10 protein-coding genes are annotated in these 13454 nt (G+C 62.9%); 7 read left to right on the forward strand and 3 right to left on the reverse strand.

Annotation, left to right across the window (positions count from 1 at the left end; all coding sequences use genetic code 11):
- Positions 1 to 158 precede the first annotated feature (158 nt).
- The 4 genes from CSQ93_RS04955 (at position 159) to CSQ93_RS04970 (ending at position 4779) form a co-directional block, all read left to right on the forward strand.
- A complete protein-coding gene (locus tag CSQ93_RS04955; protein ID WP_099377018.1) occupies positions 159 to 1961 on the forward strand; it encodes a PHA/PHB synthase family protein in 1803 nt (600 codons plus the stop codon).
- 24 nt (positions 1962 to 1985) lie between these two features.
- A complete protein-coding gene (locus tag CSQ93_RS04960; protein ID WP_099377019.1) occupies positions 1986 to 2831 on the forward strand; it encodes a universal stress protein in 846 nt (281 codons plus the stop codon).
- A 101-nt stretch (positions 2832 to 2932) separates the two neighbouring features.
- The gene (locus tag CSQ93_RS04965) at positions 2933 to 4000 is read left to right on the forward strand and encodes an alpha/beta fold hydrolase (protein WP_099377020.1); all 1068 of its coding nucleotides are present in this window, start codon (positions 2933 to 2935) and stop codon (positions 3998 to 4000) included.
- 80 nt (positions 4001 to 4080) lie between these two features.
- Positions 4081 to 4779, forward strand: coding sequence for an alpha/beta hydrolase (locus CSQ93_RS04970; RefSeq protein WP_099377021.1), 699 nt, complete (start codon positions 4081 to 4083; stop codon positions 4777 to 4779).
- Between the two features lie 148 nt (positions 4780 to 4927).
- On the opposite strand, the gene CSQ93_RS04975 is transcribed toward CSQ93_RS04970, so the two are convergent.
- Together CSQ93_RS04975 and CSQ93_RS04980 are read right to left on the reverse strand one after the other, a co-directional pair.
- Positions 4928 to 6370 (reverse strand): OmpA family protein, encoded by a 1443-nt coding sequence (locus CSQ93_RS04975; RefSeq protein WP_199534257.1) that lies wholly within the window; start codon positions 6368 to 6370, stop codon positions 4928 to 4930.
- Between the two features lie 460 nt (positions 6371 to 6830).
- Positions 6831 to 7817, reverse strand: coding sequence for a magnesium and cobalt transport protein CorA (locus tag CSQ93_RS04980; protein ID WP_099377023.1), 987 nt, complete (start codon positions 7815 to 7817; stop codon positions 6831 to 6833).
- Between the two features lie 188 nt (positions 7818 to 8005).
- Here CSQ93_RS04980 and CSQ93_RS04985 point away from each other — a divergent pair, with 188 nt between their 5' ends.
- The 3 genes from CSQ93_RS04985 to CSQ93_RS04995 all read left to right on the forward strand — a co-directional run bounded on the left by CSQ93_RS04985 (position 8006) and on the right by CSQ93_RS04995 (position 11953).
- Positions 8006 to 8518, forward strand: a complete 513-nt coding sequence (locus CSQ93_RS04985) for a sigma-70 family RNA polymerase sigma factor (protein ID WP_099377146.1) — start codon at positions 8006 to 8008, stop codon at positions 8516 to 8518.
- Entirely contained in the window at positions 8515 to 9471 is a 957-nt protein-coding gene (locus CSQ93_RS04990) for a FecR domain-containing protein (RefSeq protein WP_099377024.1), read from the forward strand. The genes CSQ93_RS04985 and CSQ93_RS04990 overlap by 4 nt, the downstream gene beginning before the upstream one ends.
- 61 nt (positions 9472 to 9532) lie before the next feature.
- Positions 9533 to 11953: a TonB-dependent siderophore receptor gene (locus tag CSQ93_RS04995; protein WP_233516044.1), complete on the forward strand. Its 2421-nt coding sequence runs from the start codon at positions 9533 to 9535 to the stop codon at positions 11951 to 11953.
- A gap of 80 nt (positions 11954 to 12033) precedes the next feature.
- On the opposite strand, the gene CSQ93_RS05000 is transcribed toward CSQ93_RS04995, so the two are convergent.
- A complete protein-coding gene (locus CSQ93_RS05000; RefSeq protein WP_099377026.1) occupies positions 12034 to 13353 on the reverse strand; it encodes an OmpA family protein in 1320 nt (439 codons plus the stop codon).
- Positions 13354 to 13454 lie beyond the last annotated feature (101 nt).

Here is a 13454-nt window from a genome sequence, read left to right on the forward strand (position 1 = left end):
ACAAAACAATGGAATCACAATATTCGATTAAATCATTTTTATTCGGACTTGCCATCAAGCGGCAAGCCACATGGGCACGCATCCGGCCAAACTTGATGTAGATCATAATTTTTTGAACAAGCTCTTGCTATCCTGTAAAAAAATGACTGGAGCCCTGGATGAGCAAGACGCAGCCGAGCAACGCGCAGCACAACGTGGAACATGAGCGCCTGGGTAGCGCCTGGCAAGGCGTGCCGGCGCCCGGTTATCCGGAAAGCGCACCGGAAGGCGCCACCCTCGACCTGCTGCTGAACGCCTGGCTGGGCAAGTTCACGGGCGGTATTTCGCCAGCCGCGCTGGGCAACGCGTATGCCGACTGGCTCAGCCACCTGGCGCTGGCGCCATCGAAGCAGCAAACCCTGCTGCAGGAAGCGTGGAAGAAGATCGGCCGCTGGCAGCAATATGCATTGCAATCAGCCCTGACTGGCGGCGCCACCGAGCCGTGCATCGCGCCGCTGCCGCAGGACCGGCGTTTCGACGATCCTGCCTGGCAGCGCTGGCCCTACAACCTCGTCTACCAGGGCTTCCTGCTGCAGCAGCAATGGTGGCACCGCGCCACCACGGGCGTGCGCGGCGTCTCGCCGCACCATGAGGATGTCGTCACCTTCACCGTGCGCCAGTGGCTAGACATGCTGGCGCCGTCGAACTTCCTGCTGACCAATCCCGTGGTGCAGCAAGCGACCTTCGAGAGCGGCGGTGCCAGCCTGGCGCGCGGCATGGCCCATGCGGCTAGCGACTGGCGGCGCGCCGCCATGGGCGCTGGCGTGGCCGGCGAAGCAGCGTTCAAGGTGGGCGGGAACGTGGCCGTCACGCCGGGCAAGGTGGTCTACCGCAATGACTTGATCGAATTGATACAGTACGCGCCCACGACGGCCAAGGTGCATGCCACGCCCCTGCTGTTCGTGCCCGCCTGGATCATGAAGTTCTATATTCTCGACCTGTCGCCGCACAATTCGCTGGTGCGCTACCTGGTGGGGCAAGGCCACACGGTGTTCATGATTTCCTGGAAAAACCCGCAGGAGGAAGACCGCGAGCTGTCACTGGAAGACTACCGCCAGCTGGGCGTGATGGACGCGCTCGACGCCGTTGCCCGCCTCACGGGCGCGCCGCAGGTGCACGCGGTGGGCTACTGCCTGGGTGGCACCCTGCTGGCGATCGCCGCCGCGACGATGGCGCGCGACGGCGATGCGCGCCTGGCCAGCCTCACCATGCTGGCCTCGCAGGTGGACTTCAAGGAGCCGGGCGAACTGTCGCTGTTCATCGACGACAGCCAGGTCAGCTTCCTGGAAGCGGCCATGTGGAAGCAGGGCTACCTCGACACGAAGCAGATGGCGGGCGCCTTCCAGCTGCTGCGCTCAAACGACTTGATCTGGTCGCGCCGGTTGAACCACTATCTGCTGGGACGCGATGAACAGGGCAGCGACCTGATGGCCTGGAACGGCGACGCCACGCGCATGCCCTGCCGCATGCACTCGGAATACCTGCGCCGTCTGTTCCTGCACAACGACCTGGCCGAAGGCCGCTACCGCACGGCGGGCCGCCACATCGCCCTGCCCGACATCGCTGCTCCCATCTTCGCCGTCGGCACCCTGACGGATCACGTGGCGCCGTGGCGCTCCGTGTATAAACTGCAGCTGCTGACCGACACGGACGTTACCTTCTTGCTCACCTCGGGCGGCCACAATGCGGGCGTCGTTTCGCCGCCGGGCCAGCCGCGCCGCAGCTACCAGCTGGCCACGCACCGCCACGACGCGCCCTACATCGACGCGGACAGCTGGCAGCGCGACGTGCCGCACCACGACGGTTCGTGGTGGCCCGCCTGGCAAGCCTGGCTGGCAGAACGCACGGACGCGCAAGTGGCGCCGCCTGCCATGGGGCCCGACCTGGGCGACGCGCCGGGCAGCTACGTGCTGCAAACCTGATAACCGACAACCGAGGAAAACGCCATGCCCTACACCACCCTGCTGGTCCACGTCGACAATTCCCGCCACTGCGCCCAGCGCATCCGCCTGGCCGTGCGCCTGGCCGTCACCGACGGCGCTCACCTGATCGGGTCGGCCATGAGCGGCATCTCGCGCTACGCGTATGGCGGCGGCGTCAACGCGCTGCAGTTTGCGCCGGCGCAGATGCAGGCGCTGCGCACCCAGGCCAGCGAGGCCTTGCACGACTTCGAGCGCATCGCCCGCGAAGAAGGCCTGGGCAGTTACGAGACGCGCTTCGTCGACGACGACGCGCAAGGTGCGCTGCTGCTGCAGGCGCGCTATTGCGACTTGCTGATCCTGGGCCAGACGGATGCGCAGGATACGCCCTCGCGCGTCATCGCCGGCACGGCAGAATACCTGATGCTCCACTCCGGCCGGCCCGTGCTGATGGTGCCGCACGCGCCAGCGGCCACGCTATCGGATACCGCGCAGCACCCGCTGCTGGCCTGGAACGGCAGCGCCGAAGCGCTGCGCGCCATCACCGATGCGCTGCCGCTGCTGCAAGGGGCGCGGCAGGTGACCCTGGCCGTCGTCAATTCGCACGCCCAGCCGGCCGCGCATGGCGAGCAGCCGGGCGCCGACCTGGCCCTGTACCTGGCGCGCCACGGCGTCAACGTCGAGGTGCTGCAGCACGACACGCCGCCGGGCCAGGATGTGGGCGCGGCCCTGCTGGCCATAGCCGCGCAGCGCCAATGCGACCTGGTCGTGATGGGCTGCTACGGCCACATGCGCCTGCGCGAGGCGCTGCTGGGCGGCGTCACGCGCACGGTGCTGCAGCAGATGACGTTGCCGGTGCTGGTGTCGCATTAGCGCGCAGGCGGGTCCTTCACCCACCCCTCATCTGCCCCTCATCTGTACTTCATGCGCGGCGGCGACACTGGCCATGTCCCCGTCACAGCAAGGAGTACCGCATGAACAGCATCACCGATGCCATCCCCCATTTCCACGCCCGCCGGCGCCTGCTGTCCGGCATGGGCGCGATGGCGGCCCTGGCCGCCTGCGGCGGCGGCAGGGTGCCGCACGCCGCAAAGGTAATCGAGCGGCAGATCGGCGTCGCCCCTGGCGTCAGCCTGCATGTGCGCGACTGGCCATCGGCAGGCGGCGACAGCGATGACGTGATCGTGCTGCTGGCCGGCCTGGGCGCCAATGCGCACGCCTTCGACAGCCTGGCCCCCGCGCTGGCGCGCCGCCACCGCGTGCTGGCCATCACGCGGCGCGGGTATGGCGCATCAGGCAAGCCGCTGCCCGCAAACGACGCCAACGATATGACGTATGCCCCCGCCACCCTGGTGGCCGACCTGCTGGCCGTGCTGGACGCAGTGAAGGTTCAACGCATCATTCTGGCCGGCCATTCCATCGCCGGCAACGAGCTGACCCTGTTCACCGGCAGCCACCCGCGGCGCGTGCGGGGACTCGTCTATCTGGATACAACCTTCGATTACCTGGCCAGCGGCGGCTATGAGGCACCGGAACCCACGCCCTTCGACGAACCGCCGCCCGGCCCGGCCGACCTGGCATCGGTGGAGGCCTCGATCGCCTATGCCAGGCGGATCAACAAGCACTGGTGGCCCGCGCTGGAAGCGAACTGGCGCGACGCCCTGGAAGTGCTGCCCGGCGGCGCCGTGCAACCGAATACCCCGCCCGCCATCGCCACGGCCATGGACATGGCCGCGCACAATTTTTCGCCCGACTACCGCCGCGTGCGCGCGCCAGCGCTCGTCATCACCGTCGATCCGGGCACCTTGCGCAACCTGTTTCCCTGGCTGCTGCAAGCCGATCCCGCCACCCGGGCCGCCGCGCAAGCGCTGCTGGACTTTATCCGCCCGCTGCGCCTGGCCGACGGCGAGCGCCTGGCCGCCGCCCTGCCCGGCAGCCGCCACCTGGTGCTACGCGACGGCTTCCACAGCGATTTCTTCATCGAGTACGAGAACACGGTGGTCGACGCCATCGAGGCCATGCGCCGGGAAGGTCTACAATAGGCATGCAGTTGCCCGCCGCGCCGTGAGCACTCGATCCCGGCGCGCTCTTCGCCGTTTCCCTTACATCAAGGAGTACCCGCATGAGCCAGCAAGCCACGATCATCCTCGTCCACGGTTTCTGGGGCGGCGCCGCCCACTGGAGCCGCGTCATTGTCGAATTGCGGCGCCAGGGCCACACAGCCATCCGCGCCGTCGAACTGCCGTTGACGTCATTGGCCGACGACGCCGAGCGCACGCGCAAGATGGTGGCCCAGGTGCATGGTCCGGTATTGCTGGTGGGACACTCCTATGGGGGCGCCGTCATCAGCGTGGCCGGCAATGCACCGAATGTGGTCGGCCTCGTGTACATCGCCGCCTTCGCCCCCGACGCGGGCGAAAGCCCGGGCAGCATCACGCAGGAACACCCGCCCCTGGGCGCGGCCAGCCTGGAAGGCGACAGCGATGGCTATCTGTGGGTCAAGCCCGAGCAATACCATGACAGCTTTTGCCAGGACCTTGATGCGGAAGAAGGCGCCGTGCTGGGCGTGGTGCAGAAAGCGCCGCTGGCCAGCACCTTCGGCGACACCGTCAGCGACCCGGCCTGGAAGCATAAACCCAGCTGGTACCAGATTTCCACTGCCGACCGCATGATTTCCCCCGTCAACCAGGAGCGCATGGCGGCGCGCCTCGGCGCAAGAAAAGTCATCACCCTGAACGCCAGTCACGCCTCGCTGGCCTCGCGTCCCGTGGAAGTGGCGGCGCTGATACTGGAAGCGGCGGGCGCGGTGGCGCAAGTATAAGCGGCACGGGCAAAAAAGGCTCCTGAAGGCAGGAGCCGCTGATGCATTTTTAGCATCAGGCATTAAACAGGTGAGTCGGGCAACAAGCTCGAAAGACCCCGTTTGTTGCCACCCTCAATGCCGTCACGTGCTTGCTAACGCTACATGCTCACTTCCTCACTGATGCGACCTGTTGCTGTGCAGGCTTGCTATCGCGTACGTAATGAACCCGAATCTCCACGCGACGGTTAGGAGCATGGCAACGCTCACGTTCGTACTGCGTCATGCCGGGCATTTCAACGCATTTAACCTTCGGTTCCCGGCGCCCCACACCTTCCGGCACAATGGTTGCGGAAGGCGCTTTCAGCAACGATTTCAGGACTTTAGCGACCTCATCAGCACGCAATTCAGAAAGATGCTGATTATCAACGACCTTACCAGCAACGGATCGGCTGAGAGGCCGGGCATCGCTATGGCCGCGAACGATGATACGGCTAGGCGTGCCCGATGCGAGAATCGCATCGGCGACGGAATGCAGACTGGCTTGAGCGACAGAGCTTAATGTATCATTACCCGTCTCGAATAACATGTCAGCAGATACATCGAAGCAAGGATCCATTCTTGGCTGCGTTTTAATAATGCGCATAGATGTAGCATCAAGCCGCAAGATTGCCTCCCTGAGTATTTTTGGACCGGCACTAAAATAACCTGGTTCTTTAGCGGCTCGCACGCTGAACGACACCATGGCAACATTGCCGATACTGCTCCATAATACATCCGCATTATGTACCAGCAAGCGCCCTCCAGGAGTTCTTCGACAATCCAACACTGGCCGCCCTATCACTTCAGCAATCCGTTCGATTTCACCCAGCTCAGTTTCTGAAACTTCAATACTCACATTAGGATTACGCACACCCAGACCTTCAAAAACCATGTGCACCATCTTCATGGCTGGCCCAATGATCAGGACGATCATCAGGGGCACGGTGGCGGCCGCAATGATCCGTCGCCACAGGGGAAAGGTTGACGCTCCGCCAGTTGCTGGCGCATGCCGGCCAACGGTCGCCAGCAAGATAGATATAAAGCCGGCAGTGAAGAACGTCAGCAATAACATGGCAACGGCGGCATCATCCTGAATATATGAAATATATATGCCAACAACACAAATGAAGACTGATACAAAGAAGTACTCGATGCCATTGATCAGGGCAGGTAAAGTATACGGCACAACGGAGGATCCCGGCCGCAACCAGCGGATGAAATGTGCAATCCAGGAAAGAACCTTGATAAACCAGATGGATGACACCGCACCATAAAATAAAAGCAAGCAGTACAAAATGCCGAATGTCAATGCGACAAAACCAAAAAACACGACTTCACCGGGGGTCATACCGGTAGGAAAGAACTGGATACTAAATAAATATATCAAGGTAATGCATGCACCCGCAGCAATTGCGAATTTATACATCAAGTTGGTCATCCCATCACATACGCCAATTTTTTTGGCAAGTGATTCGGTGCTAATTCCTGGTGTCGGTGTCGGTGTCGGTGTCGGTGTCGGTGTCGGTGTCGGTGTCGGTGTCGGTGTCGGTGTCGGTGTCGGTGTCGTCATTGAACTGCTTTATAGTAAGGTTATTCCATATGCCTAGAACGGTCGCATTAAGTGGAGCTCATACGAACTTTTGAGCAATGTATTTCTACAAGGAAAATCATTCTATTGTAAAGAATATAAACCTTAGAATAATTCTATAAGGCAACATATTGATCTAGATCAACTGTCATGCACATGACAATGACTTCTGCCGTTCTCCAAACCTGGAAGCGACGGGCGCGCTGGCGCAGGCATAAGCTGCATAGGCAAAAAAAAGCTCATGAAAACCAGGGAGCCTTGCAGCGTAGGACAGGCAATGTAGTCCGTACTGGCAGCTCTGGGGTGCAACGCCGGCCGGACCGCCATCCGCGCCAAGGAGGTTCAGCCACCTGCCATCAACCGCCTTGCCAAGAGACCTCATCGTAGCAGCTGATTGAACGGGGAAACTCTCCAATATTTGCAGGCCGGCCATCTATCGCAACTACAGCCAGCCTTCTCGCTTCAGGCGCCGGTGCAGCCAGTAGCAGCCGGCGATGATGACGACGATCACGGCCGGATAGCTGCCGCGCCACTTCAGTTCCGGCATGAATTCGAAATTCATGCCGTACAGGCTGAAGACCATGGTGGGCACGGCCAGGATGGCGGCCCAGGCGGCCAGGCGCTTGACGACTTCGTTCTGGCGGATCGAAATCTGCCCCAGCGCCACCTGCATGGCCGAATTGACCAGTTCACGCATCTGCCCCGCCGTGTGCGTGACCCGTTTGACGTGGTCGAGAATGTCGCGGTAATAGATGCGGTTTTCCTTGGGCACGATATCGCCATGGAAGCGGATCAGCTGGGTGCAGATGTCGTGCAGCGGGTTGACGGCCGCATCGAGCTTGAGCAGTTCCGTCTTGAGCTGGTAAAAATCCTGCAACTTGTCCTCACTCAAACTGGGCTTGAACAACTGCAGTTCATAGTGCTGAAACTTCGCCTGCAAATGGTCGATGCAGGGTTGGTACTGGTCGACGATGAAATCGATGATGGAATACAGCACGTAGCCAGGGCCGCTGGCCAGTTTCTCGGGCACGCTTTCCTTGCGTTCGCGCAACTTCGCATAGCCGGCCGAGGGGCCGTGGCGCACCGTGATGATGAAGCGGGGGCCGAGAAAGACGTGGGTTTCGCCGTAGACGATGGCCTCGCCGTCCAGCGTGGCGGTGTGCACCACCATGAACAGGGTGTCGCCGTACTCTTCCAGCTTGGGCCGCTCGTGCGCGCCCTGCGCATCCTCGACGGCCAGTTCGTGCAAGCCAAAGGCCGATTGCAGCGCCTGCATAGCCGTGACGTCGGGGCTGGCCATGCCGATCCAGACGAAACAATCGGGGTCGCCGAGAAAGTCGCCCACCTTGTCGATGTCGAAATGGGCGATCTTCTTGCCATCGCGATACGCTTCGCAATTGACGACGGCGGCGTGGGTACTCAGGTCCATGGTGATTTTCGGCTAAGGGCGGCAATATCGGGGGGCCAGTATAGCGGAAAGAGCATGATTTCCCTGCCAACGGAGCTGCCGCATTGACATTCAGGCACGTCAATGTAAAATGAGAACCATTCGCATTCAAGAAGAGCCTGCACTTGCCAGCCGCCTGGGGGAACTTCAGCGCCAACCTGGAGTGTATCGTGACGTCTGCCGTATCCCCCGCCGCCGATCCTGTCGCACTGCTGTATGGCCAGCACCATCCGTGGCTGCTGCGCTGGCTGCGCGGCAAATTGTCCTGTACCGATCACGCGGCCGACCTGGCGCAGGATACCTTCGTCAAGCTGCTGGCCACGCCCGGCGAACGTGCCGTCACCCTGCGCGAGCCGCGCGCCTACCTGACCACCGTGGCGCGCCGCCTGCTGATCGACCACTACCGCCGCCAGTCGCTGGAGCACGCCTGGCTGGCCACGCTGGCGCAACTGCCCGCGCCCACCGTGCCGTCGGTGGAGGACCGCTTGCTGATCCTGGAAACCCTGCACCAGATCGATGCGATGCTCGACGGCCTGGGCGCGAAAGTGCGCACGGCCTTCCTGCTGTCGCAGCTGGAAGGCTTGGCGTATGCGGACATCGCCGCGCGCCTGAACGTCAGCGAGCGCACCGTCAAGCGCTACATGGTGCAGGCGTTCGAACAATGCATCCTGCTGCTGGCATGAGCACCACTATCGATGCGCGCGCCGCGCGCGAAGCGGCGCACTGGATGATGCGCCTGCAAGGCGGCGAACTGGACGCTGCCGCGCAACAGGGGTTGGCCCGCTGGCGCGCCGCCCACCCCGACCATGAAGCGGCGTGGCAGCGAGCCGAGCAGGTGTGCCGTACCTTCGGCATGCTGCCTCCGCCGCTGGCCATGCCTGTGCTCGACCGCCCGGCCGCCGCGCCGCGCCGCGCCATCCTGAAGACTCTGACCGTGCTGATCGTCGCCGGGCCGGCTGGCTGGGCCATGCTGCGCGTGACGCCATGGCAGGCATGGACAGCCGACCTGCGCACGGCCACGGGTGAAATCCGCCATTTCCCCCTGGCCGACGGCAGCGGCCTGAGCCTGAACACGGCCAGCGCCGCCGACATCGTCTTCGGCGCCGCCCTGCGCCTGGTGCACCTGCGCGGCGGAGAGATGCACGTGGCGACCAGCCCCGATCCCCTGCGGCGTCCCTTCATCGTGCGCACCAGTAACGGCAGCATCCGCGCCCTCGGCACGCGCTTCACGGTGCGCCAGGAAGACAGCCTGCTCGACGCGCGCACCCACGTGGCCGTCTCGCAGGGCACCGTGGAAGTGCGGCCTACTGAAGGCAGGCCCGTCATCGTGCAGGCGGGCTGGCAAGCCAGTTTCGACGAGGCGGCTGCCGGCGCGCCGCAGCCGCTGGCGCAGCATGCGTCCGCCTGGCTCAAGGGCCTGCTGTACGCGGACGACACACCGCTGGACCAGGTGCTGGCGCAGCTGGCCCGCTACCGCCACGGCGTGGTGCGCTGCGATCCCGCCGTGGCGCGGCTGCGCGTGTCGGGCGTGTACCAATTGCATGATACGGATCAATTATTATCACTATTGCAAGCCTCGCTACCCATCCGCGTGCGGCGCCATAGCCGCTGGTGGATTTCCGTCGAACCCGCATAAATATTCTTTAAAAAATGTCCCTTTCGCGCATGTGCCCCGTCAACCCAGGCAAGACCAACACATGAACGAAGGGAAACAAGCAATGAAGCACTACCGCCACACCAGCATCACCCTGGCCCTGCTGGGCAGCCTGGCCTTGAGCGCGCCCGCATCCGCCCAGCAGCAACCGCTGCAGGCGCCCGCGCGCCACTATCAGGTGGCCGCCGGCCCCCTCGGCGCCGTCCTGTCCGCGTTTGCGGCCGACGCCGGGGTCAGCATTTCCGGCGCCGCCAGCCTGTATGCGGGCTTGAACAGCCGCGGCTTGAACGGCAATTACCAGGTGGCCGACGGTTTCGCCCGCCTGCTGGACGGCAGCGGCCTATACGCTGTCGACCAGGGCGGCGGCCACTACGCCGTGCGCAGGCTGCCATCGGCGGCCGACGCGGCCACCCTGCCCGGCATCGCCGTGCGCGCCACGGCCGAGCGCAGCACCAGCACGGAAGGCACGGGCTCGTACACGACGCCGGCCACGGCCAGCGCCACGGGCCTGGTGCTGGCCTTGCGCGAAACGCCGCAATCGGTCAGCGTCATCACGCGCCAGCGCATGGACGACCAGGACTTGCTGACGGTGCGCGACGTGCTGCGCAACACGCCCGGCATCGCCGTCAACCAGTTCGACACGGAACGCAGCACCTTTTCCGCGCGCGGCTTCGACGTCGACAACTTCCAGTACGACGGCGTGCCCACCACCTATAAGGTGCAGTATTCGGGCGGCGAATCGGAAATGGATTCGCTCATTTACGACCGCGTGGAAGTGACGCGCGGCGCCACGGGATTGCTGACGGGCGCCGGCTACCCGTCAGCCTCGATCAACCTGGTGCGCAAACGGGCCAGCGCCAGGCAATTCGAAGGGCAATGGTCGCTGGCGGCCGGCTCGTGGAGCGATTACCGGGGCACCGTCGACCTGGCCACGCCGCTGAACGGGGACGGCTCCGTGCGCGGCAGGATCGTGGGCGCCTGGCAGGACCGCAAGTCGTTTACCAATGGCTATTCGAACCAGCGCCAGCTCGCCTACGCCACCGTCGAGGCGGACCTGGCGCCCGGCACGGTGGCGACGCTGGGCTCCAGCTACCAGCAGAACGACCCGAAAGGCAGCAACTGGGGCGGCTTCCCCCTGTGGTACAGCGACGGTACGCGCACCAATTTCGACCGTTCCGTCACGACGGCGCCCCGCTGGGCCGCCTGGGCCACGGAACAGACGAACGTGCACGCCACGCTGGAACACGCGCTGGGCCAGGGCTGGAAGGCGCAGGCGCAGGCCATGTACAGCAAGCACACGGAAGACACGCCGCTGGTGTTCCTGGCCGAACGGCCGGATCGCATCACGGGTCTCGGCATGCTCGGCTATCCGAACCGCTACATCGGCGCGCGCGAGCAGAGCAGCGCGGACGTGAAGGTGTCTGGCCCGTTCACCCTGGGCGGACGCCAGCATGAAGTCATCGTCGGCGCCAATTACACGCTGCAGCACGCCGAGTTCAGCGTCAAGGAAGCGCTCGACCCTGAACCGATCGGCAACTTCCTCGCCTGGGACGGCAGCTACCCGCAGCCGGCCTGGGGCGAACTCGTGCTGTCGGAAAAATACACGACCAGGCAATATGGCGCCTACGGCGCGGCGCGGCTGAACCTTGCCGAGCACACCAAGCTGATCCTCGGCGGGCGTTTGACGCGCTGGGACAAGGACCGCATCGGCTTTGACGGCAGCGCCCGCTTTGCCTTCGCCAAGAGCAAGTTCGTGCCGTATGCAGGCGTGGTGGTGGACCTGAACGACACGTATTCGATGTATGCCAGCTACACGGACATCTTCCGCCCGCAGGAAAACCAGGACCGCACGGGCGCCTGGCTGGACCCGCTGACAGGGCGAAGCATGGAAATGGGCTTGAAGGGAGAACTGGCCGAAGGCCGGGCCAACGCTGCCATCGGCATCTTTGAAATCAGGCAGGACAAGCTGGCCCAGCCGGACGGCGCCCACCGCGTGCCCGGCACCGCCACGCAAGCGTATTATGCGGCGCGCGGCGCCACCAGCCGCGGCATCGAGGGGGAATTGTCGGGCAGCGTGGCGCCGGGCTGGAACGTGACGGCCAGCGCCAGCCACTTCCGCGCCAGGGACCGCGAGCAGCAGGACATCAACACCCTCTCGCCCCGCTCGACGGCGCGCTTGTTTGCCACCTGGAAGGTACAACCCGACCTCACCGTGGGCGGCGGCGTCAACTGGCAAAGCAAGTTCTACTTTGACGACGAAGGGCCGAACGGCAAGGAAAGAGTGACGCAAGAGGCCTACAGCACGGCGAGCCTGATGGCCACGTACCAGCTGACGCGCCAGCTGACGGCCCAGCTGAACGTGGAAAACATCCTCGACAAGAAGTACATCAACATCAATACCTATGCACAAGGCACGTATGGCATGCCGCGCAGCGTACGGGGGACCTTGACGTACCGGTTCTGATGCCACATCCAACGACATAGAACGGCAGGCGAGCGGTGGCAACGGCGGCAACGGCGGCAAACGCCGTTACCACGGCTCGCCTATTGCGTTCGTGCGTACAGCACGCGCACCTCCACCCTGCGGTTCAAGGCTGTGCACTGTTCACGCTCATATGAAGTAGTAATTGCCTCGACAGGGCATTTTACGCGCGGTTCCCGCGCACCCGCCCCTTCCGAGGTAAATGTCAGGTTCTTTCCCTCCAGCGTAGCTCTGAGCACATTGACAATCGCCTCTGCACGCAGCTCCGATAGACGCTGATTATCCACGCCTTTTCCAGCCATGCTTCCCGCGAAAGGACGGACGTCACTGTGACCCCGCACCAGAATTTCACTCGGCGTACCCGATGCCAGAATGGCTGAGGCAAGAGCCTGCAGACGCGGTTGCGCTGTTGGCAATAATTGCTCGCTGGCGGTCTTGAACAGCAAATCATTGGAAAGGTCGAAACAGGGATTCAACGCAGGCCGGCTCTTGATGATGCGCATCGTTGCCGCATCCAGACGCAAGGTGGCAACCTTGAGGATGGTCGGCTCAGGGCTGAAAATGCCGGTCTCCGGCTTCGTGCGTATACTGAACGTGACAAGCGACACACCGCCAACGCCGGTCCACAACACATCGGCATGATGTACCAGCAATCGCCCCGCCGCGCCCCTGCGGCAGTCAAGGATCGGGCGCCCAACGACTTCCGTGACACGCTCGATTTCGCCGAGCTCGCTCTCGGGGACTTCGATGCTCACGTCAGTAATACGCACGCCCAATAGATGGAAAGCCATATGCACCATCTTCATGAACGGCCCAAAGAACAGCACGAGCACCAGAGGCGCCACGAACACTGCGGCAAGTTGCGCCAGTGTGCGCTGCGGCTTCGGCTGCGCACCTGTCCCCGTGATACCCGCTTGCGTACCGGCCGTGCCTAGAAAAAGGGCGAGAAAACCGGCACAAAAAAAGATCATTATTAGTAAAAACAAAGTAGGTTGTGCACCGGCGAAGGCATAAAGCAAGGACAGCAAAAAAAAGAAAAGCGATAGCAGGAAATAGCCAACGCCACGCAGCCCGGCTGGAACGACAAACAGGGTCGCCTGCCCATGTGAGGCATGGCTCCTGCAAACCCGCCTTTCCAGCCAGGAAAGCAGCTGGAGCAGCCACACTGCAGACATGCCACCGAACAACAGGAAGATGCAGTACAGAAAGCCGAACGTCAGTGCCACAAAGATAAAGAATACCACTTCGCCTGGCGTTAGGCTACTGGGGAAAAACTGAATATCAAACAGATAAGTCAGCGTGACGATGGCGCCCACTGCAACGGCCAGTTTATATGTCAAGGTCGTCACGAGATCAAGGATCGCTATTTTCTTGCTCAGCAAATCGCTGCTGTACGCTGGGACAGTTGCTGGTCCTGGCTGGGGTCTCGGTATGATCACAGTATCCCCCTCATTGAGGACAACGCGTTTGACTCGCTTGAACA

Source organism: Janthinobacterium sp. BJB426 (assembly GCF_002735705.1).
Lineage (GTDB): Bacteria > Pseudomonadota > Gammaproteobacteria > Burkholderiales > Burkholderiaceae_D > Janthinobacterium.